This is a genomic window from Streptomyces sp. CNQ329 (assembly GCF_000482585.1).
In genome coordinates, this window is sequence record NZ_AXVU01000001.1 from 288,269 (window position 1) to 311,611 (window position 23,343).

Annotated in this window: 17 protein-coding genes; 6 read left to right on the top strand and 11 right to left on the bottom strand. The window is 74.7% G+C overall.

What is annotated here, in order from left to right:
• Window positions 1-20: 20 nt before the first annotated feature.
• Both I003_RS0101295 and I003_RS0101300 read right to left on the bottom strand, forming a co-directional pair.
• Window positions 21-1,802 carry an ABC transporter ATP-binding protein gene (locus I003_RS0101295; protein ID WP_027769819.1) on the bottom strand — a complete coding sequence of 594 codons (1,782 nt, stop codon included), beginning with the start codon at window positions 1,800-1,802 and terminating at the stop codon, window positions 21-23.
• On the bottom strand, window positions 1,799-3,664 hold the full coding sequence (locus I003_RS0101300; protein WP_027769820.1) for an ABC transporter ATP-binding protein: 1,866 nt from the start codon (window positions 3,662-3,664) through the stop codon (window positions 1,799-1,801). The genes I003_RS0101295 and I003_RS0101300 overlap by 4 nt, the downstream gene beginning before the upstream one ends.
• Before the next feature lie 158 nt (window positions 3,665-3,822).
• Between I003_RS0101300 and I003_RS0101305 the strand changes: the two genes are divergently transcribed.
• Window positions 3,823-4,587 (top strand): L,D-transpeptidase family protein, encoded by a 765-nt coding sequence (locus I003_RS0101305; RefSeq protein ID WP_027769821.1) that lies wholly within the window; start codon window positions 3,823-3,825, stop codon window positions 4,585-4,587.
• Window positions 4,588-4,611: 24 nt separating this feature from the next.
• Here the strand turns inward: I003_RS0101305 and I003_RS0101310 are convergent, their stop codons facing one another.
• The 3 genes from I003_RS0101310 to I003_RS0101320 form a co-directional block, all read right to left on the bottom strand.
• Window positions 4,612-6,060: a Gfo/Idh/MocA family oxidoreductase gene (locus I003_RS0101310; RefSeq protein WP_027769822.1), complete on the bottom strand. Its 1,449-nt coding sequence runs from the start codon at window positions 6,058-6,060 to the stop codon at window positions 4,612-4,614.
• 91 nt (window positions 6,061-6,151) lie between these two features.
• Window positions 6,152-9,133, bottom strand: a complete 2,982-nt coding sequence (locus I003_RS0101315) for an FAD-binding and (Fe-S)-binding domain-containing protein (protein ID WP_027769823.1) — start codon at window positions 9,131-9,133, stop codon at window positions 6,152-6,154.
• A 12-nt stretch (window positions 9,134-9,145) separates the two neighbouring features.
• Complete coding sequence (locus tag I003_RS0101320) at window positions 9,146-9,601, bottom strand: MarR family transcriptional regulator (RefSeq protein WP_037719797.1); 456 nt, start codon at window positions 9,599-9,601, stop codon at window positions 9,146-9,148.
• Window positions 9,602-9,689: 88 nt separating this feature from the next.
• On the opposite strand from I003_RS0101320, the gene I003_RS0101325 reads away from it, so the two are divergent.
• A complete protein-coding gene (locus I003_RS0101325; protein WP_027769825.1) occupies window positions 9,690-11,525 on the top strand; it encodes an ABC transporter ATP-binding protein in 1,836 nt (611 codons plus the stop codon).
• Window positions 11,526-11,654: 129 nt separating this feature from the next.
• The gene (locus I003_RS0101330) at window positions 11,655-12,410 is read left to right on the top strand and encodes a YqjF family protein (protein ID WP_037719799.1); all 756 of its coding nucleotides are present in this window, start codon (window positions 11,655-11,657) and stop codon (window positions 12,408-12,410) included.
• A 34-nt stretch (window positions 12,411-12,444) separates the two neighbouring features.
• Here the strand turns inward: I003_RS0101330 and I003_RS0101335 are convergent, their stop codons facing one another.
• Entirely contained in the window at window positions 12,445-13,419 is a 975-nt protein-coding gene (locus I003_RS0101335; protein ID WP_027769827.1) for a helix-turn-helix domain-containing protein, read from the bottom strand.
• Between the two features lie 127 nt (window positions 13,420-13,546).
• Here I003_RS0101335 and I003_RS0101340 point away from each other — a divergent pair, with 127 nt between their 5' ends.
• Together I003_RS0101340 and I003_RS0101345 are read left to right on the top strand one after the other, a co-directional pair.
• Window positions 13,547-16,909, top strand: a complete 3,363-nt coding sequence (locus tag I003_RS0101340; protein ID WP_486584043.1) for a S8 family peptidase — start codon at window positions 13,547-13,549, stop codon at window positions 16,907-16,909.
• A gap of 129 nt (window positions 16,910-17,038) precedes the next feature.
• The gene (locus tag I003_RS0101345; protein WP_027769829.1) at window positions 17,039-17,905 is read left to right on the top strand and encodes an alpha/beta fold hydrolase; all 867 of its coding nucleotides are present in this window, start codon (window positions 17,039-17,041) and stop codon (window positions 17,903-17,905) included.
• Here the strand turns inward: I003_RS0101345 and I003_RS0101350 are convergent.
• Complete coding sequence (locus tag I003_RS0101350) at window positions 17,879-18,529, bottom strand: TetR/AcrR family transcriptional regulator (protein ID WP_027769830.1); 651 nt, start codon at window positions 18,527-18,529, stop codon at window positions 17,879-17,881. The genes I003_RS0101345 and I003_RS0101350 overlap by 27 nt on opposite strands.
• 173 nt (window positions 18,530-18,702) lie before the next feature.
• Between I003_RS0101350 and I003_RS31300 the strand changes: the two genes are divergently transcribed.
• Window positions 18,703-19,296, top strand: coding sequence for a hypothetical protein (locus I003_RS31300; RefSeq protein WP_486584044.1), 594 nt, complete (start codon window positions 18,703-18,705; stop codon window positions 19,294-19,296).
• 49 nt (window positions 19,297-19,345) lie between these two features.
• Here the strand turns inward: I003_RS31300 and I003_RS0101360 are convergent, their stop codons facing one another.
• From I003_RS0101360 to I003_RS0101375, 4 genes are all read right to left on the bottom strand, one after another.
• Complete coding sequence (locus I003_RS0101360) at window positions 19,346-19,726, bottom strand: glyoxalase/bleomycin resistance/extradiol dioxygenase family protein (RefSeq protein WP_027769832.1); 381 nt, start codon at window positions 19,724-19,726, stop codon at window positions 19,346-19,348.
• 65 nt (window positions 19,727-19,791) lie between these two features.
• Window positions 19,792-21,081: a DUF1343 domain-containing protein gene (locus tag I003_RS0101365; protein ID WP_027769833.1), complete on the bottom strand. Its 1,290-nt coding sequence runs from the start codon at window positions 21,079-21,081 to the stop codon at window positions 19,792-19,794.
• 94 nt (window positions 21,082-21,175) lie between these two features.
• Entirely contained in the window at window positions 21,176-21,811 is a 636-nt protein-coding gene (locus I003_RS0101370) for a LutC/YkgG family protein (protein ID WP_027769834.1), read from the bottom strand.
• 64 nt (window positions 21,812-21,875) lie between these two features.
• Window positions 21,876-23,339, bottom strand: a complete 1,464-nt coding sequence (locus I003_RS0101375) for a lactate utilization protein B (RefSeq protein WP_051368060.1) — start codon at window positions 23,337-23,339, stop codon at window positions 21,876-21,878.
• Between the last annotated feature and the right edge of the window lie 4 nt (window positions 23,340-23,343).

The window sequence follows — 23,343 nt, forward strand, 5'->3', positions numbered from 1 at the left end:
GACCGGCCGCCGGCGTCCCGTCAGCCGTGCCAGGAGCGCCACAGCGCGGCGTACGCGCCGTCCGCCGCGACCAGTTCGTCGTGGCTGCCCAGTTCGCTGATGCGCCCGTCCTCGACCACCGCGATCACGTCCGCGTCGTGGGCCGTGTGCAGCCGGTGGGCGATGGCCACGACGGTGCGCCCGTCCAGCACCTTCGCCAGCGACCGTTCCAGGTGCCGCGCCGCCCGCGGGTCCAGCAGCGACGTCGCCTCGTCGAGGACCAGCGTGTGCGGGTCGGCCAGCACCAGCCGGGCCAGCGCGATCTGCTGCGCCTGCGCCGGGGTGAGCGCCGCGCCGCCCGAGCCGACCTCCGTGTCCAGGCCGTCGTCCAGCGCCCGTGCCCACTCGCCCGCGTCGACCGCCCCCAGGGCCGCCCACAGCTCCGCGTCGCCCGCCTCGGTACGCGCCAGGCGCAGGTTGTCGCGCAGCGAGCCGACGAACACGTGGTGCTCCTGGTTGACCAGCGCCACGTGCTCGCGCACCCGCTCGGCGGGCATCCGTGCCAGTTCCGCGCCGCCGAGCCGGATCTCGCCGCGCCGCGGCGAGTAGATGCCGGCCAGCAGCCGCCCCAGCGTCGACTTGCCCGCGCCCGACGGGCCGACCAGCGCCAGCCGGCTGCCCGGCTGCAACCGGAGCGAGACGCCGTGCAGCACGTCGGCACCGGCGTGGTAGCCGAAGCGGACCCCGTCGGCGTGTACGTCCCGGCCGCCGGGCCGCACGGAAGCGTCACCGGGTTCCTCCTCGATGTCCCGCACGCCCACCAGCCGGGCCAGCGAGACCTGGGCCACCTGCAGCTCGTCGTACCACCGCAGGATCATGCCGACCGGCTCGGTGAGCATCTGCGCCAGCAGCGCGCCCGTCGTCAGCTCGCCGACGCTCATCCAGTCCTGGAAGACGAACGCGCCGCCGATCAGCAGCACCGTGCCGACGACGATGACGTGCGTGGCGTTGAAGACGGGGAAGAACATGCAGCGCAGGTAGAGCGTGTACCGCTCCCACGCCACCCACTCCTTGACGCGCCGGTCCGACAGCGCGACGCGACGCGCACCCAGCCGGTGCGCCTCCACGGTCCGCCCGGCGTCCACCGTCTCGGAGAGCGCCGCGGCCACGGCGGCGTACCCCGCTGCCTCCGAGCGGTACGCGCTCGGCGCCCGCCTGAAGTACCAGCGGCAGCCCGCGAGCAGCACCGGAGCGGCCAGCACCACCGCCACCGCCAGCGGCGGCGCCATCACCACCATGCCGCCCAGCACCAGCCCGACCCACACCACCGCGATCGTCAACTGCGGCACGGCCTCGCGCATCGCGTTCGCCAGCCGGTCGATGTCGGTGGTGATGCGGGACAGCAGGTCGCCGGTCCCGGCCCGCTCCAGCACGCCCGGGGGCAGGCCCACGGACCGGATGAGGAAGTCCTCACGCAGGTCCGCGAGCATCCGCTCGCCGAGCATCGCGCCGCGCAGCCGCACCAGCCGGACGAAGACCGCCTGCAGGGCCAGCGCGATCGAGAAGAGCACCACCGCGCGCGTCAGATGGAGGTCCCCCACCCCCGCCGACAGGTCCTCGACCAGGCCGCCGAGCAGGTACGGGCCGGCCATCGAGGCGATGACGGCGATCGCGTTCACGCCGATCAGCAGCAGGAACGCCGTACGGTGCCGGCGCAGCAGCTCCGCCACGTAGCCGCGCACGGTCGCCGGCGCGCCCACCGGCAGGGTGGTCGCGGTGCGCGGCGCGGCCGGGTCGTACTCCGGCGGTCGCACGCCGATCATGCGGTCTCCTCCATCATGTGCGGCACGCCGCCACTGTCACGTACGGGCCCGCCGCCGGCGGCGCCGCCTTCGTCTCCGCCGTGTACGCCGCCGGCGGCGGCCTGCTTCTCGTCGTCCGTCTCCCGGGTGACCACGGCGCGGTAGGCGACGTCGCCGTGGAGCAGCTCGCGGTGGGGGCCCTCGGCGGCCACCGCGCCGTCCTGCACGAACACGACCGTGTCGGCGCGGTCCAGCAGCAGCGGGCTGGAGGTGAACACCACCGTCGTGCGGCCCGCGCGGATCTCCCGCAGGCTCCCGGCGACGCGGGCCTCGGTGTGCGAGTCGACGGCCGAGGTCGGCTCGTCGAGCACCAGCACCTCCGGGTCGGCCACCAGCGAGCGCGCCAGTGCCAGGCGCTGGCGCTGGCCGCCGGAGAGCGACCGGCCGCGCTCGGTGATCGGCGCGCCCATCGGCGCCCCGTCACCGTTACCGTCGTCCGGCGCCCCGGCCGCCGCCTGCGCCAGCGCGGTCAGCACGTCACCGCACTGGGCGGCGGCCAGCGCGGCGGCGGGCTTCACCGACCCGGACGCCGGCACGTCCAGCAGCTCGGCCAGCGTCCCGGACAGCAGCATCGGGTCCTTGTCCTGCACCAGCACCGCCGCCCGCGCCTCCGCCAGCGGCACGTCGTCCAGCTCCACGCCGCCCAGCCGCACCGACGGCAGGTCGTCCGGCTCCGCCGGGTGGCCGCCGAGCCGGTCGGCGAGCCGTCCCGCCGCGTCCGGGTCGCCGCACACCACGGCGGTCAGCCGCCCGGCAGCGGCGCGCAGCCGGGTCGCCGGGTCGTACAGCTCGCCGCCGAGCGTCCCGTGGCCGGCGGCGCCGCCGGTGGTGCGCGCGAGCCCGAGGACCCGGGCGGCGCGCTTGGCGGACGGCCGGGAGAAGGAGTACGCCATCGCCAGCTCGGCGAAGTGGTGCATCGGGAAGAGCAGGAACGTCACGGCCCCGTAGACCGTCACCAGCTCGCCGACCGTGATCGTCCCGCTGCGCGCGAGCCCCACCCCGTGCCCGACGACGATCACCAGCAGCACGCCCGGCAGCGCCACCTGCACGGCGTGGATCAGCGCCCACATCCGCGCGCTGCGCACCGCCGCCGTGCGGACCTTCTGCGACGCCTCCCGGTAGCGGTCGAGGAAGAGCTCCTCGCCGCCGATGCCGCGCAGCACCCGCAGCCCCGCCACGGTGTCCGCGGCCAGCTCGGTCGCCCGGCCGGCCTTGGCCCGCTGGTCGTCCGCGCGCCGGGTGGCGTACGGGAGCAGCGGCAGCGGCGCGAGCGCCAGCGCGGGCAGCGCGACGGCGACGACGACGCCCAGCTCCGGCGCGTAGACGACCAGGCCCGCGGTGACGGCGAGCGCGGTGACCAGCGCGGCGGTGAACCGCGAGAACGACTCGACGAACCAGCCGATCTTCTCCACGTCGCCCGTGCTCACCGCGACGACCTCGCCGGCCGCCACCCGCCGGGTGAGCACCGAGCCCAGCTCGGCCGCCTTGCGCGCCAGCAACTGCTGGACCCGCGAGGCGGCGGTGATCCAGTTGGTGACCGCCGCGCGGTGCAGCATGCTGTCGCCGAGCGCGATGAGCGCGCCGAGGACGATCAGCAGCGCCCCGGCGGCGGCCAGTTCGCCGCCGTCGCGGTCCACGACCGCCTGTACGGCCATCCCCACGGCCAGCGGCATCGCACCCAGGGGGAGCATCCACACCAGGCCCCACAGCAGGGCGACGACCTGCCCGCCGAGCTGCATGCGGCCGAGCCAGACGAGGAAGTGGCGGCCCGATCGGACGTCGGGGTCGCCGGGGTCCGTGTGCGGCAGGTCGCGCAACTGCATGGCATCCCAAAGGGTCGTCTCGGGTGTGGGTGAGCCGTGCAAGGCTGGCGGTTTGCGGGCGCATTCTCAACCGGTTTTCCCCCGTGGCGCGCCCTTACGGCCACGTGCCGCGGGGGCCGCCCGGCCGGGTGCCGGGGGCGGCGTGTGACGATGGGTGTATGCGTGCGTACGGGACGAGCGGGCGGCTGCCGCGCCGGGCCGCCGCGGCGGCGGTGGGGCTGTTTCTGCTGGCGGGCTGCGGCGGCTCGGGCGGTGGCGACGGCGGCGGCCCGGACGCCGCAGGCACGGGCAGGGCCAAGGGGAAGGACACCGGCGGCACGAGCGCGTCGCCCAGCACCCCGCCCGGCGACATCCCGGGTGTCGGCGCCCGGTTGAACGCGAAGGTGCCCGAGGACTCCCGCCAGGCCGTCGCCGTCTACGGCAAGGGTCCCGACTCGGCCGACGCCACCGTCGTGCTCTACGAGAAGCGCGGCGGGAACTGGCAGCGCCGGGAGAGCTGGCTCGGGCACAACGGCAAGAAGGGCTGGACCCCCGACCACCGCGAGGGCGACAAGCGCAGCCCGGTGGGGGTGTTCACGCTCTCCGACGCCGGCGGCGTCCTCACCGACCCGGGCGCGAAGCTGCCGTACCTCCAGAGCCCGGCCTTCGCCGCGCCCCGCTTCTGGCCGAAGACCCACTGGAACGACTTCGACCTCGTCATCGCCATCGACTACAACCGCCTGCGGGGCACCTCGCCGCTCGACCCCACCCGTCCGCAGGGGCAGGAGAAGGGCGGCTCGATCTGGTTCCACATGGACCACGGCAGCGGTACGTCGGGCTGCGTGAGCATCTCCAAGTCCGGGATGACGGAGCTGCTGCGCACCCTCGACCCGCGGAAGGACCCGGTCGCCGTGATGGGCGACCGGGCCTCCCTCGCCGGCTAGCGGCGTACGCCGGTCAGCCGGCGCTCACGCCTCGTCGGGCTTCTCCGAGTCGACGCCCGGGCGCTCGTCCTTCCAGCCGCCGCGGGTGAAGTCCGGGATCTGCTGCGGCCGGCCGCCCGCCTTGATCGACTGATGGCTGAGCGGTACGGGCGCGGTCCACACCGCGGCGTCGTAGACGTCGAAGTCCGGGACCAGGCCGAGCCGCATGCACTGCATCAGCCGGAAGACCATGATGTAGTCCATGCCGCCGTGGCCGCCGGGCGGGTTGGAGTGCTCCTTCCACAGCCAGTGGTCGTACTCCGCGAACTCCGCGAAGTCGTGCCACTGGTCGTCCGTGTGCATCGGCTCCAGATAGATCCGCGGCTCGTAGTCCTCGAAGACTCCCTTGGTGCCGCCGAGGGAGTTGATCCGGCTGTACGGGTGCGGGGTGGAGACGTCGTGCTCCAGCCGGATCACCCGGCCCTTGGCGGTCTGCACCAGGCTGATGGTGCGGTCGCTCTCGATGTACGTCTCCTTCCAGCTCGGATCGCCGGGGGGCATGTGCTCCTCGCGGTACGCGGCCAGGCCCAGCGCGGGGGTGCCGAAGCTGGCGATGTGCGTGACGCGGTCGCCGCGGTTGACGTCCATGTAGTTGGCCGCCGGGCCGAAGCCGTGGTTGGGGTAGAGGTCGCCCAGCAGCCGGGTGTGCCACAGGCGGCGCCAGGGGCCCTCGTAGTAGTCGGGGTCGAACATCAGGCCGCGCAGGTCGTGGTTGTAGGCGCCGGCGGCGTGCAGCAGGTCGCCGAAGAGCCCGGCGTGCGCCATGCGCAGGACGCGCATCTCGTTCCTGCCGTACGCGCAGTTCTCCAACTGCATGCAGTGCCGGCGGGTGCGCTCGGAGATGTCGACCAGGTCCCACAGCTCGTCCAGGCGCATCGCGATGGGACATTCGACGCCGACGTGCTTGCCGTTCTCCATGGCCGTCTTCGCCATCTCGAAGTGCCAGTCCCAGGGGGTGGCGACGTAGACGAAGTCGATGTCGGTACGGGCGCAGAGCTGCTCGAAGTCGTGGTCGCCCTTGGTGTACGTGGCGGGGGCCGGCTGGCCGGCCGCGACGACCTTCCCGGCGGCCGACTCCACCTTGTCCACGACCGGGTCGCACAGGGCGGTCACCTGCACACCCTGCTGGGCGAGGAACAGGTCGATCATGCTGCCGCCGCGGTTGCCGAGGCCGACGATCCCGACCCGTACGGTGCCGTGGGTCTCGAACGGCACGCCGATCATCGTCTTGCCGCGCCGCGGCCGTGCGGCCGGGGCGGCGGCCCCGGCCGCCGCGGACTCCGCGGTCCCGCCCTCCGCCGCGTGGGCCTGGGAGGTGCCGAAGGCCCCCAGGCCGAGCCCTGCACCGGCGATGCCCGCCGAGCGCAGAACCGAGCGGCGGGAGTAGCCGTCGTCGGAATCGCCGGATCTCGGGGTGGCGTTCTCCTCGCGCATGCGTCCTCCGGATGGTGTGCGTCAGGTTCGCCGCCACCCTCGCCGGACCCGCGCGCGCCGACAAGAGGTCTGCACCACTGAGGACTTGGACTTACCGCCCGGGCCGGATGGACTTGTCCGCGACGCCCCGGACGTCCGCCGGGCGGGTGGCGCGCTCCAGTTCCAGCAGTACGGAACGGTACGAGCGCCCGGTCGCCCGGTCCATGCCGATCTCGCACATCCGGTTCGCCGACAGGTGCGCGTCGTAGTCGCGGGCGGTGACCTCGGCGGCCTCGCGAACGGTCGCGGAGGCGGTCAGTTCCTTGTGCAGCATGCCGCGGTCGCCGGCGAAGGCGCAGCAGCCCGCGTCGTCCGGCACGACGACCTCCTCCGCCACCGCTTCGGCCAGCGCGGTGAGCCGGCCGGCGTTGCCCAGGTGGCGCATCGAGCAGGTCGGGTGGACCACCGCGGAGGACACCCGGCGCTCGACCGTCAGGTGGGGCAGCAGTTCGCCGGCGGCCCAGTCGAGCGAGTCCACGACGGTGAGCCGGTCGTGCAGCTTGCGGCCGGCCTCCGTCAGATACGGCACCACCTCCCGGGCGAGGCCCAGCGTGCAGGACGAGGCGTCGACGACGACCGGGAGCCGGGCGCCGTCCGTCCACCGCCAGGCGGCCTCGACGATGCGGTTGGCCATCAGCCGGGTGCCCTCGTCGTAGCCCTTGGAGTGCCAGATGGTGGCGCAGCAGGTGCCGGTGACGTCGTCCGGGATCCACACGGGCCGCCCGGCGCGGGCCGAGACGGCGACGAGCGCCTGGGCCAGGTTCGGTCCGCGCGCGTCGTCGGGGCCGCCGAAGATGCGGTTGACGCACGCCGGGAAGTAGACGGCGGCGGCGCCCTCCCGGACGGTGCCGGGCAGCCGGCGGGCGGCCGGACCGGGGATCTCCGGCAGCCACTCGGGTACGAGGTCGGGGCGCACCGCCCGGCGGGCGAGCCGGGTCGCGGCGCCCGGCACCCGGTCGCCGAGCCGGTGCGCCACGGCGACGGCCAGCCGGGCGGCGCGTTCGACCCGGCGGAAGCGGCGGGCGGTGCCGGTGGCGGCGCGCTCCTCGCGGGCGGAGTGCCGCGCGTGCCGGAAGTCCTTCATCATCTGCCCGGTGTCGATGCCGACGGGGCAGTCCAGGGCGCAGGTCGAGTCGCCGGCGCAGGTGTCCACGGCGTCGTACCCGTACGCCTGGAGCAGGCTGCCGGTGACCGGCGCGTCCGCCGGCTGGCGCAGCATCTCCCGGCGCAGCGCGATCCGCTGGCGCGGGGTGGTGGTCAGGTCGCGGCTGGGGCAGGTGGGTTCGCAGAAGCCGCACTCGATGCACGGGTCGGCTATGTCCTCGATCCGGGGGATGGTCTTGAGCCCGCGCAGATGCGCCTCCGGGTCGCGGTCGAGCAGGACCCGCGGGGCGAGGATGCCGTGCGGGTCGATCAGCTCCTTGATCCGCCACATCAGCCCGGTGGCCCGCTCGCCCCACTCCAGCGCCAGGAAGGGGGCGATGTTGCGGCCGGTGGCGTGCTCGGCCTTGAGCGAGCCGTCGAAGCGCTCGACGGTCAGCCGGCAGAAGTCGTCCATGAAGGCCGCGTACCGCTCGACGTCGGCGGGCTCGGCGGCGTCGAAGGCGAGCAGGAAGTGCAGGTTGCCGTGGGCGGCGTGGCCGGCGACGGCGGCGTCGAAGCCGTGCCGCGCCTGAAGTCCGAGCAGCGCCTCACAGGCTTCGGCGAGCCGGGAGGGCGGGACGGCGAAGTCCTCGGTGATGAGGGTCGTCCCGGCCGGTCGGGAGCCGCCGACGGCGGTGACGAACGCCTTACGGGCCTTCCAGTAGCCGGCGATCAGGCCCGGGTCGCGGGTGAAGACGTTGCCGGTGGCCGCGACGGACCCGACCGGCGCCACCAGGTCGAGTCCTGCCAGCACCCCGGCCGCCGCCGCCTCGTACGCCTCCCGCGCCGCCTCGTCCGGCGCCCGGAACTCCACCAGCAGCGCCGCGGTCTCCTTCGGCAGCTCCGCCCAGTCGGCGGGCACGCCGGCGACGCTGACCGACGCGCGCAGCGTGTTGCCGTCCATCAGCTCCACGGCCGTCGCCCCGGCTGCGCCCCACGCCGGCACCGCCGCCGCGGCGGCCTGCAGGGTGGGGAAGAACAGCAGCGCGGTGGAGGTGTGCCGGTCCAGCGGCAGGGTGTCGAAGACGGTGTCGGCGATGAACCCGAGCGTGCCCTCGGAGCCGACCATCAGCCCGCGCAGGATCGCCACGGGGGTGGCGCCGTCGAGGAAGGCGTCCAGCCGGTAGCCGTTGGTGTTCTTGATCTCGTACTTGGCGCGGATCCGGGCCGTCAGCTCCGCGTCCGCCTCGATCTCCGCCTTGAGCGCGAGCAGCCCGCGGCACAGCTCCGGCTCGGCAGCGGCCAGCCGCTCGTCGGCGTCGGGCGCGGCGGTGTCCACGACGGTGCCGGAGGGCAGCACGAAGGTCAGGGAGGCCAGCGTGCGGTAGGAGTTGCGCGTCGTGCCGGCGGTCATGCCCGAGGCGTTGTTGGCGACCACGCCGCCGAGGGTGCAGGCGATGGCGCTGGCCGGGTCGGGGCCGAGGACGCGGCCGTACCGGGCGAGGGTGGCGTTGGCCCGTACGACGGTGGTGCCGGGGCCGACGCGGGCGCGCGTCCCGGCGTCGTCGAGCACCTCGACGCCCGCCCAGTGCCTGCGGACGTCGACGAGGACGTCCTCGCCCTGCGCCTGGCCGTTCAGCGACGTGCCCGCCGCCCGGAAGACCAGCTTCCGGCCGCGCTCGCGGGCGAACCGGAAGAGCGCCGAGACGTCCGCCACCGTCTCGGCGACGGCCACGGCCCGCGGCACGAACCGGTACGGGCTGGCGTCCGAGGCGTACCGCACCAGGTCCGAGGCGCTCGTCAGCACCTTCTCCGCGCCGAGCAGCGCCGTCAGCTCCCCGCGCAGCGGCTCCGGGGTGCCCGCCGCGAGCTCGTCGGCGACCCGGTCCGGCGCGGCGGCCGCACCCCGGCCGGGGCGCAGGGCCGAGGGCTTGGGCTGGAGCAGCGGCATGGAACGGACTCCTCAGGAGGGGTGGCCGTGCGTGTCGACCAGGGGGGCGATGAGCCCCAGCAGTTTTTCACGCTGCTCTTCGGACAGCGGCTCCAGCACGTCCGCGGCGGCGGCGAGCCGCGCCCGGTGCAGCTCGGCGAGCGCCGTACGCCCGGCTTCGGTGGTCTCGATACGGATCACGCGCCGGTTGGCCGGGTCGGGTACGCGCCGGACCAGCCCGCCCGCCTCCAGCGCGTCCACGTGCGTGGTGACCGCGCGGGGGACGACGCCGAGGTGCTCGGCGAGGTCCGCCATCCGCGGCGGCTCCTCGTGGCGCTCCAGGGTGCGCAGCAGCCGGGACTGGGCGGGCGTGATGCCCAGCGGCTTGAAGTGGTGCTTCTGCGCGTGGTGGATGCGGCGGGTGAGGAGCAGGAGCTGCTCCGCCAACTGGCCGGTCACGTCTGCGGGGGGCGGCGGCGACGGGGACACGCTCCGAGGGTAGCAGGACGATATTCATTGTGTATATAGGTAACAATGAGCTACGCTCTCATAGTCGTCTCATTCTGCTAGGAGGCTCATGCCGCACGATCCGCTCGACGGGTGGACACCCCCGTCACCCGATCCGGAGCAGCCCGCCCAGGTGCGCCGGATCCTCGCGCTCTTCCGCCCGTACCGCGGCCGCCTCGCCGTGGTCGGGCTGCTGGTGGCCGCGTCCTCGCTGGTCTCGGTCGCCTCGCCCTTCCTGCTCCGGGAGGTCGTCGACACCGCGCTGCCACAGGGCCGCACCGGCCTGCTGACGCTGCTCGCGCTCGGCATGGTCGGCGTCGCCGTGCTGGGCGGCGTCTTCGGCGTCCTCCAGACCCTCATCTCCACCACCGTCGGCCAGCGCGTCATGCACGACCTGCGCACCGCCGTCTACGCCCAGTTGCAGCGCATGCCGCTGGCGTTCTTCACCCGCACCCGCACCGGCGAGGTGCAGTCCCGCATCGCCAACGACATCGGCGGCATGCAGGCCACCGTCACCACCACGGCCACCTCGCTGGTCTCCAACCTCACCAGCGTCATCGCCACCGTCGTCGCCATGCTCGCGCTCGACTGGCGGCTGACCGTCGTCTCGCTGCTCCTGCTGCCCCTCTTCGTCTGGATCGCCCGCCGCGTCGGCCGTGAGCGCAAGAAGATCACCTCGCAGCGGCAGAAGCAGATGGCCGCCATGGCCGCCGGCGTGACGGAGTCGCTGTCGGTCAGCGGCATCATGCTCGGCCGCACCATGGGGCGCTCCGACAGCCTCACCCGCGGCTTCGCCGACGAGTCGGAGAGTCTGGTGGACCTGGAGGTACGGGCCAACATGGCCGGCCGCTGGCGGATGGCCACCATCGGCGTGGTCATGGCCGCCATGCCCGCGGTCATCTACTGGACCGCCGGCCTGGCCTCCGGCACCACCGGGCAGGCCGTGTCCATCGGCACCGTCGTGGCCTTCGTCTCGCTGCAGCAGGGCCTCTTCCGGCCCACCGTCAGCCTGCTCTCCACCGGTGTGCAGATGCAGACCTCGCTCGCCCTCTTCCAGCGCATCTTCGAATACCTCGACCTGCCCGTCGACATCGCCGAGCCCGAGCGGCCCGTGCGGCTGGCCAGGCCCCGCGGGGACGTGCGCTTCGAGAACGTCGACTTCGCCTACGAGCCGGGGCAGCCGACGCTGCGCGACGTCACCCTCACCGTGCCCGCGGGAAGCAGCCTGGCCATCGTCGGCCCCACCGGCGCCGGCAAGTCCACCCTGGGCTACCTGGTGCCGCGGCTGTACGACGTCACCGGCGGCCGGGTCACCATCGACGGCACCGACGTGCGCGACCTCGACTTCGACTCGCTCGCCCGCGCGGTCGGCGTGGTCGCCCAGGAGACGTACCTCTTCCACGCCTCCGTCGCCGACAACCTGCGCTTCGCCCGCCCGGACGCCACCGACGCCGAGATCGAGGCCGCCGCCCGGGCCGCGCAGATCCACGACCACATCGCCGCCCTGCCCGACGGCTACGACACCCTCGTCGGCGAGCGCGGCTACCGCTTCTCCGGCGGCGAGAAGCAGCGCCTGGCCCTCGCCCGCACCATCCTGCGCGACCCGCCGGTGCTCATCCTCGACGAGGCCACCAGCGCCCTGGACACCCGCACCGAGCGCGCGGTGCAGGAGGCGGTCGACGCCCTGGCCGAGGGCCGGACGACCCTCACCATCGCGCACCGGCTCTCCACGATCCGCGACGCCGACCAGATCGCCGTCCTGCACGACGGCCGGATCGCCGAACTCGGCACGCACGAGGAGCTGATGGCCGCCGGCGGCCGGTACGCGGCGCTGGTACGCCGGGACCACGACACGGACGTCCCGGCCGGCGCCGCCGTCGCGGAGGGGGCGTCGGTGGCCGTCTGACCTGCCGTACGCCGCCGGGCCCGGCAGGTGCGCTTCGTGCTCTTCGACGACCGGTCGTACGAGTCGTTCGCCCGGCGACTCGGCTGACCGCCCCGGTGACGGCACCGCCGCGGACACTGCCATCCTGGCATGGTGCACACACCCGCGCCCGTCACGCCCGATGCCCCGCAGCCGGTGCGCTTCCCGCTGCTCACCCAGCAGTGGCTCGATCTGACCTTCCTGCACTGGGCCGTCGAACCGGACGCCGTGGCGCGGCTGCTGCCCCGCGGGACGGTGCCGGACACCCACGAGGGTCTCGCGTACGTCGGGCTCATCGCGTTCCGGATGCACCGCGTCGGGTGGCTCCGGCTGCCCGCGGTGCCGTATCTCGGCTCCTTCCCCGAGACCAACGTGCGCCTGTACTCGGTCGACGCGCAGGGGCGGCGCGGCGTCGTGTTCCGCTCGCTGGACGCCGCCCGGCTGGTACCCGTGGTCATGGGCCGACTGGGCTTCGGGCTGCCGTACGTGTGGTCGCGGATGGCCGTACGCCGGGACGGCGACACCGTCGACTACACCAGCCACCGCCGCCGGCCGGGACCGCGTGGCGCGTCCAGCCGCCTGACGGTGCGCACGGGTGAGCGCATCGAGGAGCCGAGCGCGCTGGAGCACTTCCTCACCGCGCGCTGGGGACTGCACACCGCCTTCCTCGGCAGGACGCGCTACCTGCCCAACGACCATCCCCGCTGGCCGCTGCACCGCGCGGAGCTGATCCGGTGTGAGGAGAACCTGATCGCGGCGGCGGGCCTGCCCGCGCCCGCCGGCGCCCCGGTCAGCGTCCTGTACTCGCCGGGCGTCCCGGTCCGCCTGGGCCGCCCGCTGCGCCCCGCGGGCGGCCCCACGCCGTGACACGCGATCCGCGGGCGGACGGTGCCCGCGGTAATCACTCCCCCCGGCCGGGCGGTGAGGGCTCCGGAAGCCAGCCGCGCCGCTGCGCCAGGATTCCCGCCTGGAAGCGGGTACGGGCGCCCAGGTCGTCCAGCAGCTCCGCCACCCGCCGGGTGACCGTACGCGGGCTCACGCCCAACTGCCGGGCGATGGCCTCGTCCTTGACCCCCGCCGCCAGCAGCGTCAGCAGCCCCAGGTCCGAGCACGACGGCCGGTCCTGCGCGTGCTGGGGCAGCAGCGGCGCGGCCTGCTGCCACAGCAGCTCGAAGAGGCCGACGAGCGCGTCCAGCAGCGCGCACGGACGGATCACCAGCGCGCTGTCCACCTGGTCGTCGAGGGCGATCGGCAGCAGCGCCACCGCCCGGTCCGCGACCGCCAGCTTCATCGGCACCTGCGGATGGACCCGCGACAGCTCGCCGTTGGCCGCCGCCCGCCGGGCCGCCGCCAGGGCGCCGGGATACTCCAGCGACTCCGGCGCGTAGATGCCGCGTACCACCACCTGCTCGTGCAGCCGCGCCGTCACGCCTTCCTCCGAGGGCGTCGCGTCGGCGGCGTACGGCGGCCGGTCGAAGACCAGCAACTCCCGCTCGCAGCCGCGGACGAGCTGGCCGAAGCGCTCCGCGATGGCCTGCCTGCCGGTGAGGATCTCCAGCAGCTCGTCCGGCTGCCGGCCAGCGCTGAGCGTCGCCGCCAGCGCCCGTGCGTTGCGCTGGAGTTCACCCAGCTCCCGGCGGCGCCGCGCGACGAGCAGGTCGACCGCGGTGTCCGGGCGGGTGGCCAGCAGCCGTACCGGGCGCCCGGGCAGCCGGCTGACCAGGCCCATCTCCTCCAGCTCCGTCACGCTGCGCCGGGTGGCGCGCTCGGAGCGGCCCAGCTCCCCGGCGACCTGGGCGACGGTACGGCCGGGCGCGGCCAGCAGCGCGCGGTAGACGGACTCGGCGTACGGCGGTATCCCCAGGGCCTCGAGCATCCCGCCATGGTGGCCACTTGTAGACGTGGCGACAAGACGCCACGAAGATTCGTTCCGCCGTGCGGGCCGCCCACGGTAAGACCGGATCATGTACTCCCGACGGCTTCCTCAGCACGTCCGAACCGCCGTGACAGCCCTCCTCCTCGGCGGGCTGACCCTCCCGGCCCTGTCGGCGACGCCGGCCGCGGCCGGGCCTCCGCCCCTCGCCGCGCCGCCCGCGGGCGCCGCCGGCTCCTCCGCCTCCGCCACGGTCACCCTCGTCACCGGCGACGAGGTCACCCTCGGCCCCACCGCCGCGGACGCGGCGGACGGCCCGCCGGCCGTCTCCGTCACGCCCCGGTCCGGCGCCGCAGGGACCCGCTCCTTCACCACCCTGCGCGACGGCGAGGACGTCTACGTCGTCCCCGACGACGCCGCCGGGCTCGTGCCCGAGGTGCTCGACCTCGAACTCTTCAACGTCACCGCCCTCGTCGAGATGGGCTACGACGACGCCGTCACCGGGACGCTGCCGGTGATCGTGCAGGGCCCCCGGCCGCTGGCCGCGGCCGGTGAGGCGGCCCGCGACGGCGCCCTGCCGCTGCCGGCCATCGACGCCGTCGCCGTCGGTCTCCCCAAGAAGACCGCCGGCACGTTCGCCGCGACGCTCGCCCGCCCGGCGGGCCCCGCCGCTGCCGGGGTGCGCAAGGTGTGGCTGGACCGCCGTCTGGAGGCCGCCGAACTCGACGGCAACCTGGGCCAGATCGGCGCCCCCGAGGTGTGGGACGCCGGGCTGAGCGGCGCCGGCGTGGACGTCGCCGTGCTCGACTCCGGTGTCGACGCCGACCACCCCGACCTGCGCGGCAAGGTCGCCGACGCCGCCGACTTCACCGGGGAGGGCACCACCGAGGACCGCAACGGCCACGGCACCCACGTCGCCTCCCTCGTCGCGGGCAGCGGCGCCGCGTCCGGCGGCGCCCGCAAGGGCGTCGCGTACGACGCCCGGCTGCTGTCCGGCCGGGTCCTCGACGGGGAGGGCCAGGGCCGGGCGTCCTGGGTCATCGCCGGCATGCAATGGGCCACCGAGCAGGGGGCGGACGTCGTCAACCTCAGTCTCGGCGGCACCGCGCCCGAGGATCCCGGGAACGACCCCGTGGCCCGCGCGCTCGACGCCCTGGCCGCCGACACCGGCACCCTCTTCGTGGTCGCCGCGGGCAACTCCGGTCCGTACTCCGGCACCATAGGCAGCCCCGGCGTCGCCGAGAGCGCGCTGACCGTGGGGGCCGTGGACGCCGACGGCCGTGCGCCCCGGTTCACCAGCGTCGGGCCGACGACCGGCGCTTTCCTCGCCAAGCCGGACCTGACCGCCCCCGGTGTCGCCGTCACCGGCGCCCGCGCCGGCGGCGGCACGGCCGACCCGTACACGCAGATGGACGGCACCTCGCAGGCCACCCCGCACGTCGCGGGGGCCGCGGCGCTGCTGCTGCAGAAGCACCCCGACTGGGACTGGCGGCGGCTGAAGACCGCTCTCATGACCACCGCGGACGGCGACGCCGCCGAGCCCAGGCCGCACGTCGCCGGCGCCGGCGTCCTCGACCTGCCCGGCGCCGCGAACGAGACGCTGCAACTCAACCGCGGCAACGTCGACTTCGGCTACCTGCGCCACCCCGCGGGCGGACGCCCGGCGTCCGTCGAACTGACCCTGACCAACAACGGCACCGAGCCCCGCGCGATCTCCCTCACCGACCTGGCCACCGAGCGCGCCGGTGCGCCCCTCGCCGACGACGCGGTGACCGTCACCCCCGCCGCCGTGACCGTCGCGCCCGGCGCCACCGAACAGGTGACGGTGACGCTGACCCCCGAGGACGTCGCGCCCGGCGTCTACTCCGGCGCCGTCGTCCTCGCCGAGAGCGGGCACGACACCGTCACCCTGCCGCTCAGCTTCTACCGCGAGCCGCCCCGCCACGACGTGGACCTGACGGTCCTGGACCGCAACGGCCGGCCCTGGGCGGGCGGCAGCCTGTGGGTGCTCAACATGGAGGAGGTCTACCCCGAGACCGGCGGCGGCTTCCGGACCGTTCACCTCGACGAGAACGGCCGCGCCACCGCCCGCATGCTCCCCGGGCCGCTGTCGATGCTGGCCAAGGTCGAGACCCCCGCCACGGACGGTGAACCCGCCACCGTCGCCTTCGCCGGGTCGCCCGAGGTCATGGTCGACGCCGACACGGCGTACACCATCGACGCGCGCAAGGCGCTGCCGCTGCGTCCCGCGACCGTCGAGGGCGCCGACACGAAGGTGCGGCACGCCTCGGTCCACTACGCCCGCCACGATGCCGCCGGCACCGGCGGCTACGACGAGGGGATCTACGCCACCGGCGAGGAGATCGAGCAGGGCCGGGTCTTCCTCCAGCCCACCGAGCCGGTCCGGTACGGCACCGCGGCGTTCGCGACCCGCTGGCGCCTGGAGGCCGGCGGCGAGCCGCGCGGGCGGCAGGCCGACCTGTATGAGCTGGTGCTCGGCCGCGGCGAGACGATCCCCGACCCGCCGCGCTACCGCGTCACCCGCGCCGAGGCGCGCCGCCTGGCCCGGGTCGAGGCCGACCACCGCTCCCTGCTCGGCCGGCAGGACACGTACACCGAGACCCGCGAGGCGCGCACCGACGGGATCGAGACGGCGATCGTCTTCGAGTACCCGCTCGCGGTGCCGCAGCGCCGCGTCGAGATGGTCACCGCACAGCCCGGCGTCAAGTGGCGCCACTGCGTGCTCGGCCCCGAGCCGGCGCTTCCGCGCCTGTGCGCGCCCACGCTGCCGTACGAGCCGGGGGAGAACGCCGACCCGGTCTGGTTCGGCGCACCGGCCCCGGCGGTCATCTCCGGCCTGCACTACGGCGACCAGATGGACCTGCCCGTCTCGCTGAGCGACGGCGAGCACCAGGGCCCGGTGTGGAACACCGCGACCGCCGGAAACCAGAGCCTGCGGCTCTTCCGCGACGGCGCCGAGATCCCGGCCCGGCCCGGCACGAGCTACTTCCCCGTCACGCCCGAACCCGCCACCTACCGGCTGGAGCACACCTCCCGGCCCGACCGCGACGCGCTGCCCATCGGCAGTCAGACGCGCACGAGCTGGACGTTCCCGGCGCGCGGACCGGCGGATCCGGTGGTGGGCCAGGAGCGGGTGCGGCTGCTGGGAGTCGACTACGCGCCCCGCACCACCCGCGACGGCGGTGTCCCCGCGCACCGGCCGCTCACGGTCGGCCTGCGGCTGACGTCCACCGCGGGCCCGGAGGACGCGATCAGGACCGAGCACGGCAGCGTGCGTTTCTGGGCCTCCACCGACGGCGGGAAACGCTGGCACGAGGCGCTGGTGGTCCCCGGCCGGGGCGGTGAGCTGACCGCGCTGGTGCCCGGGGTGTGGCCACGCAAGGGGCAGGAGGTGTCCGTACGGGTCCGCGGCACGGCGGCGGAAGGGCGGGCGATCGAGCAGACGATCCTCGACGCCTACCGCGCCGGCTGAGAAGGCCCGCCGCCGCGCCGGCCCCGGCCGACCGCCGGGGCCGGCGCCCGTCCTGCGCGCGTCGCCACGTGTCCACCGGCTGCGGACCGTCGCGAAAAAGTAAGCGAACGGTCGTGCTATCTTCTGCTCATGAAGCCTGTCGTCACCGCGCTCCTAGGCAAGGTCCTCAACGCCACCGCCGCCGTCCTCCCGGGCCTCGCCGGCCGCGGCGCCCTCGTCCTCTACCGCTATCCGCGCGCCGACCGTTCCTTCCGGGAGGCCGAACGCCGGCTGCTCGAGGGCGCGTTCACCGGCAGCCTCACCGTGGCCGGCAAGAACGTGGTCACCTACTGCTGGGGCGACGGCGAGCGGCCGGTGCTGCTCGTGCACGGCTGGCGCTCGCGGGCCGCCGACTTCGCGCCGTACATCACCGCGCTGCGCGCCGCGGGCTACACGCCCGTCGCCTTCGACGCCCCCGCCCACGGCGCCTCGGAAGGCCGCCGCACGACCGTGCTGGAGTACCGCGAGATCATCGCCCGGCTGTACCGGGAGCACGGCAGGTTCGAGGCCGTCGTCGCGCACTCCCTCGGCGGTTCCGCCGCTTTCCTCGCGCTGCGCGGCGCCGCGGCGGCGGACCGGCTGGTGGTCGTCTCCGGCGTCGCCGACTTCGACCACGTCGTCGACGTCTTCTGCGCCGGCCTCGGCCTGGCTCCCCGGGTGAAGAGCGCGCTGCGCCGGCGCATCGAGACCGACATGTTCCCCGGCGAGCACGACCTGTGGCGCCGCTTCGACGTCACCTACCGGCCGGCCGAGGTCACCCTGCCGATCCTGCTCGTCCACGACGAGAAGGACCGCATGGTCGCGGAGGCGCAGGCGGACAAGACCGCGGCGGCCTACGGCAACCAGGTGCGCCGGCACCGCACCAGCGGCCTCGGACACCGGCGGATCCTGGCGGACCCCGACGTGGTGCGCACCGCCCTCGCGTTCGTCTCAGCCGGGGAGCGCGTCCGGGACTGAGTCCGGGTCCGTCGCCACCGCGCGCAGCCGCGCCACGACGGCCGTGGCTGCCAGGTCGTACGCGTCCTGCGCGCCGTGCAGCAGCGACAGCAGGTTCGCGTGCTCCAGCAGGGCGATCAGCTCGAACGCGAGCCCGGCCGGATCGGTCTCCCGCCGCAGCTCGCCGGCCCCGCGGGCCTCCTCGGCCGTCCGCGCCACATACGCCGCCCAGTCGCGGTGCGCCGCCGCCACCGCGTCGTGCACGGGCCCGCTGCGGGAGGCGAACTCCGCCGCCGCGCCGTAGAAGAAGCAGCCGCCGGGGAAGACGCGCTCGCGGGAGTAGCGCAGCCAGTGGGCGCAGAGCGCCAGCAGCCTGCCCACCCCCGGCGGCCGGTCCTCCACGGGCACCACCACGGCCTTGGCGAACACCGCGCCCGCGGCCCGTACCGTCGCGAGCTGCAGCTCCTCCTTGGAGCCGAAGAGCGCGAAGACACCGCTCTTGCTCAGCCCCAGCTCGCCCGCGATCCGGCCCAGGGACAGGCCCTCCAGCCCTTCGACCGAGGCGATGTCCATCGTCCGCCGCAGCACGAGCCGGCGCGTCTGGTTGCCGCGCTCGACCCGCCCGTCCACCCGCGTACCGGCCACCGTGCTCGCCTCCTTCATGTGGCCGCCAGTCTACTGACCAGCGCCGTCCCTGCCTCCGGCGGCGAGGTCCCGCTCCCCCGGCCGGTGCCGTCCGCCCCGGGGCCGTTGCCGGCGGGCGGCGGCACACTGGTCGTGACGGGTGAGACGCGAAGCGCGACCGAGGAGCTGACGGGGTGGTGTTTCTCCACCGGCGACGGGGGCGGGCAGACGGCGACGCGGGCGGACGTACCCCGCGCGGGCGGATGCCGCGGGGCTCGCGGCTGACCGTGGCCGGCGCGGTCGCGGCCGGGCTGCTGCTGGTCAGCGGGGTGTGGGCGGCGCTGGGCGAGGACGAGCGGCGGTTAGGGGTGCCGGTGCCGGGCGCGGACCTGGTGCACTTCGAGTCCGGCCACGGGTACGAGCCGGTGCGTACGGTTCTGCGGTCGCGGGCGGACCTGGCTGCCTTCGCCGAGCGGTTCTCCTGGGCGGCCAGGGGCGGCAAGGGCCCCGGCCGGCCCGCCGGGCGGGACTTCGGGACCGAGGCGCTGGTCGCCTTCGCCTGGAGCACCGGCTGCACGAGCGCGGGCTCCGCGGGCCTGCGCAGCTCCAGGGAGCAGGGCCTGTTCGCGGTGCCCGCCGACACCACGGCGTACCGGAAGTGCACGGAGCCCTGGGACGCGCTCGCCGTGTTCGCGGTGCCGCGGGAGTGGGTTCCCCACGACGTCGAGCTGGCGGGCCGGCCGCCGGACCCGCCCGGGCCGCCCGCCGGGGCATCCGACGAGCCGTGACGTGCCGTCAGGAGAATGCGGCCCGCAGGGGGGAGAAGCCGGACGCGGCCTACCGTGCGCGCAGCTCCGCCGGCACCCGCCGCTTCTCTTCGAAGACGCAGAACTCGTTGCCCTCGGGGTCGGCCATGACGTGCCAGTCGATCTCGTCGTCGCGCCGGCGGAGCAGCGTCGCGCCCAGCGCCTCCAGCTCCTCGGGGACCCCCCACACGTCGATGTGCATCCGGTTCTTGGCCGTCTTCTCCTCCGGGACGGGGTTGACCCAGATGAGCGGGCCGCGCCCGGTCGGATCGTGGATGGGCACCGGCCATGCGGAGGGCCGGGGACCGTCGGGATCCGGCCGGCGGGCGTAGCCCATGGCGGTGCACCACCAGTCGGCGAGCGCCTGGTGGTCCCGGGCGTCGAGCGCGAGATCCTTGAAGCGTGCGGGCATGGGGCGAGCCTAACCCGCACGCTTCAGGCCCGGGACCCGCTGGCGAGCGGGCCCCGGACGGCCGTTCAGCGGTAGAGGAGGTAGCGCCGGCGACCGCGGGTGAAGCCGGCCAGTTCGTCCTTCCAGGCGCCCACCACCTCGGCCACGTCCCGGCCCTCGTCGATCATCGTGCGCATCCGCGGCGAGCCCGACAGCTTGTCGATCCAGAACGGCCGCTGCGGGTCCCAACTGTCCTGCCGCCAGGCGAACTCCGGGTAGCGCGCGGCCTCGACCAGCATCGCCACCGCCGCCGGCACGGGCTGGTAGCGCCGCCGGTCGGTGACGTGCACCTGTACGCCCGCGCACGTCTCACCGACATGCTTGCCGAACGTCGGCACGAAGTACGCCTCGCGGAACTCCACCCCCGGCAGCCCAAGGGCGTTGAGCCGGTCGCTGTAGCGGTAGTCCAGGTACGGCGCGCCGATCCACTCGAACGGGCGCGTGGTGCCGCGGCCCTCGGAGAGGTTGGTGCCTTCGAAGAAGCAGGTGCCCGCGTAGGCCAGCGCCGTGTCGGCGGTCGGCATGTTCGGGGAGGGCGGCACCCAGGGCAGGTCGCCGTCCTGCGCGTACGACTCCGGGTCCCAGCCCCGCACCCGTACGACCTCCAGCTCCACCTCGCCGCCCGCGCCCTCGTCGGGCAGCAGCTCGCCGTTGAAGTAGCGGGCCAGCTCGCCGACGGTCATGCCGTGCTGCTGGACGATCGGCTTCAGGCCCACGCCGGAGGTGAACTCCGGGGTCATCATCGCGCCGTCGGCGCGGCGGCCGATCGGGTTGGGGCGGTCGAGCACGACGAAGGCGGCGCCGGTCTCGCGGGCGGCGACCATGGCGTTGTACATCGTCCAGATGTACGTGTAGAAGCGCGCGCCGACGTCCTGGATGTCGAAGACGATCGTGTCCGCACCGGCCTTGGTGAACAGCTCGGCCATCTTCGCGGCGTTCGCGCCGTACGCGTCGTAGACCGTCAGGCCCGTGCGCGGGTCGATGGTCTCCGGCTCGGCCTCCCCGGCCTGCGCGCTGCCGCGGAAGCCGTGCTCCGGGCCGAAGACGCCGGCGATGTCCAGGGTGCCGGAGGCGTGCATGGAGTCGACGACGTGGCGGGTGTCGCGCAGGACGCCGGTCGGGTTGCTGACGATGCCCAGCCGGCGGTCGCGCAGCATGGACCAGCCCTGCGCGGCGGCGGCGTCGGCGCCGGTCAGCACCTCGGCGGGGCGGCCGGCGGCGCGGGCGGGGGCGGTGCCGGCGAGCAGGGGGACGGCCGCGCCGGCGGCGGTGCCCGTCAGGAGCGTACGGCGGGACGGTGCGGAAGGTCTCGGCATGGCGGAGAAGCTAACCGACGGCGGTTGAGGGCAACAGGGGCCCGGCCGGTTGCCAGTGGTGTACAACTCTGGTGGCGGGAGACGGCCGGGGGTGTCAGCCCGTGGCGAGCACGACCTCCAGCGTCCGCGGCCCGTGCACGCCCTCCACCCGGTCCAGCTCGATGTCGCTGGTCGCCGAGGGGCCCGAGATCCACGTCAGCGGCCGGGCCGGGTCCAGCCGCTCCATGGCCTGCGGCAGCGAGTCCACCACCTGCTCCGGGACGGCCACCACGCACACGTGGTGGTCCGGGATCAGCGTGATGCGCCGCCGGCCCTGACCGGGCCCGGCGTCCAGCACGACCGTGCCGGTCTCGGCGATGGCCAGCGCGCAGCCGGTCAGCACGCTGTCGACCGCGTCCAGGTCCCGGGCCGTGCTCCCCGCCCGGTCGGGGACGACGGCGGCGCCGACCGCCGCGGTCCAGGCGGGCGGCAGCCCGTCCGGTACGAGCAGCGTGCGGGTGCCGCGCTCGGCGAACAGCCGCGCCAGCAGCCCCGGCAGGCCGTCGGTGTCCGTGCGGTGCACGAAGGCCCGGTAGTCGGCGAGGTTCTCCGCGAGCAGGTCAGCGGACTCGGCGGGGGAGCGGTCGCCGTGTACGCGCAGATAGTCGCGCGGCACCGCCGGCTCCGGTGTCCCGGCGGTGTCGCGGACGGCGGCCCGCACCCGTGCGAGGATCGTCTCCCTGCTGCTCACCGCGTGCTCCTCACGATCGGTCCCGGGTGGCCGCCCCGTCCGTCCTGCCGGTCCTGTCGATCCCTCACGATCCCGCTCCCCGGGTGCGCCGCCACCACGCCCGGAACGGCTCCGCCGGCACCGGCGGCAGGTCGCGCGTCGCCGACCACGCCTTCCCCGGGCCCGGCAGCCGGCGCGGGTGCAGCCTCCGGGTGCCCGTCGTGGAGCGCAGCACCGCGCCGTAGGCGCGCGGGTGGGCCATCGTCCAGCGCGCAGCGCGCATCGCCGCCCGCTCCGCGGCGTGTCCCTTCGCCGGCTTGATCACGGCCTTCGTGCCGCGCACCGTGTACGCGCCGCCCTCCGCGACCCGGGTGCGCAGGTGCACCAGCACCTCGGGGATGTCGATCGCGACCGGACACACCTCGTAGCACGCCCCGCACAGGGTCGAGGCGTACGGCAGCGAGGCGTCCAGCGCGCTCGCGGTGCCGCGCAGTTGGGGGGTGAGGATCGCCCCGATGGGACCGGGGTAGGCGGAGCCGTACGCGTGCCCGCCCGCGCGCTCGTAGACCGGGCAGACGTTGAGACACGCGGAGCACCTGATGCACCGCAGTGCCTGTCGTCCCACCTGGTCGGAGAGCGTGTCGGTGCGTCCGTTGTCGAGCAGCACGAGGTGGAAGTCGCGCGGCCCGTCGTCCTCGGAAGGGCCGGTCCAGGTGCTCGTGTACGGGTTCATCCGTTCGGCGGTCGAGGAGCGGGGCAGCAGTTGGAGGAAGACCTCCAGGTCCCGCCAGGTCGGCACCACCTTCTCGATGCCCACGACGGAGATCAGCGTCTCCGGCAGTGTCAGGCACATCCGGCCGTTGCCCTCGGACTCCAGCACCACCAGCGTGCCGGTCTCGGCGACCATGAAGTTCGCGCCGGAGACCGCGACCTTGGCGCCGAGGAACTTCTCCCGCAGGTGCAGCCGCGCGGCCTCGGCCAGTTCGGCGGGCCGGTCGCCGAGCCCGGCGGGCGCGGGACGGCCCCAGGCGCCCATGCGGTCGCGGAAGATGTCGCGGATCTCGCCGCGGTTCTTGTGGATGGCGGGGACCAGGATGTGCGACGGCAGGTCGTCGCCGAGCTGCACGATCAGCTCGGCGAGGTCCGTCTCGTAGGCGCGGATGCCTTCCGCGGCCAGTGCCTCGTTCAGGCCGATCTCCTGCGTGGCCATCGACTTGACCTTGACGACCTCGTCGGCGCCGGCCTCCCGGACCAGCCGGGTGACGATCGCGTTGGCCTCCGCGGCGTCCACGGCCCAGTGCACGTGCCCGCCCGCAGCGGTCACCGCGGCTTCCAACTGCTCCAGATAGCGGTCCAGGTGGCGCAGCGTGTCGTCCTTGACGGCGGCGCCCGCCGCCCGCAGCCGGTCCCAGTCGGCGAGCTCGGCGACGGCCGCCGCGCGCCTGCCGCGGATGGTGTGCGTCGCGCGGGTGAGGTTGCCACGCAGGGTGGTGTCGGCGGTGGCCGCCGCGGCGGCCTGCGGGAAGGCCGCCGGGCGCGTACGGGGCATGCCC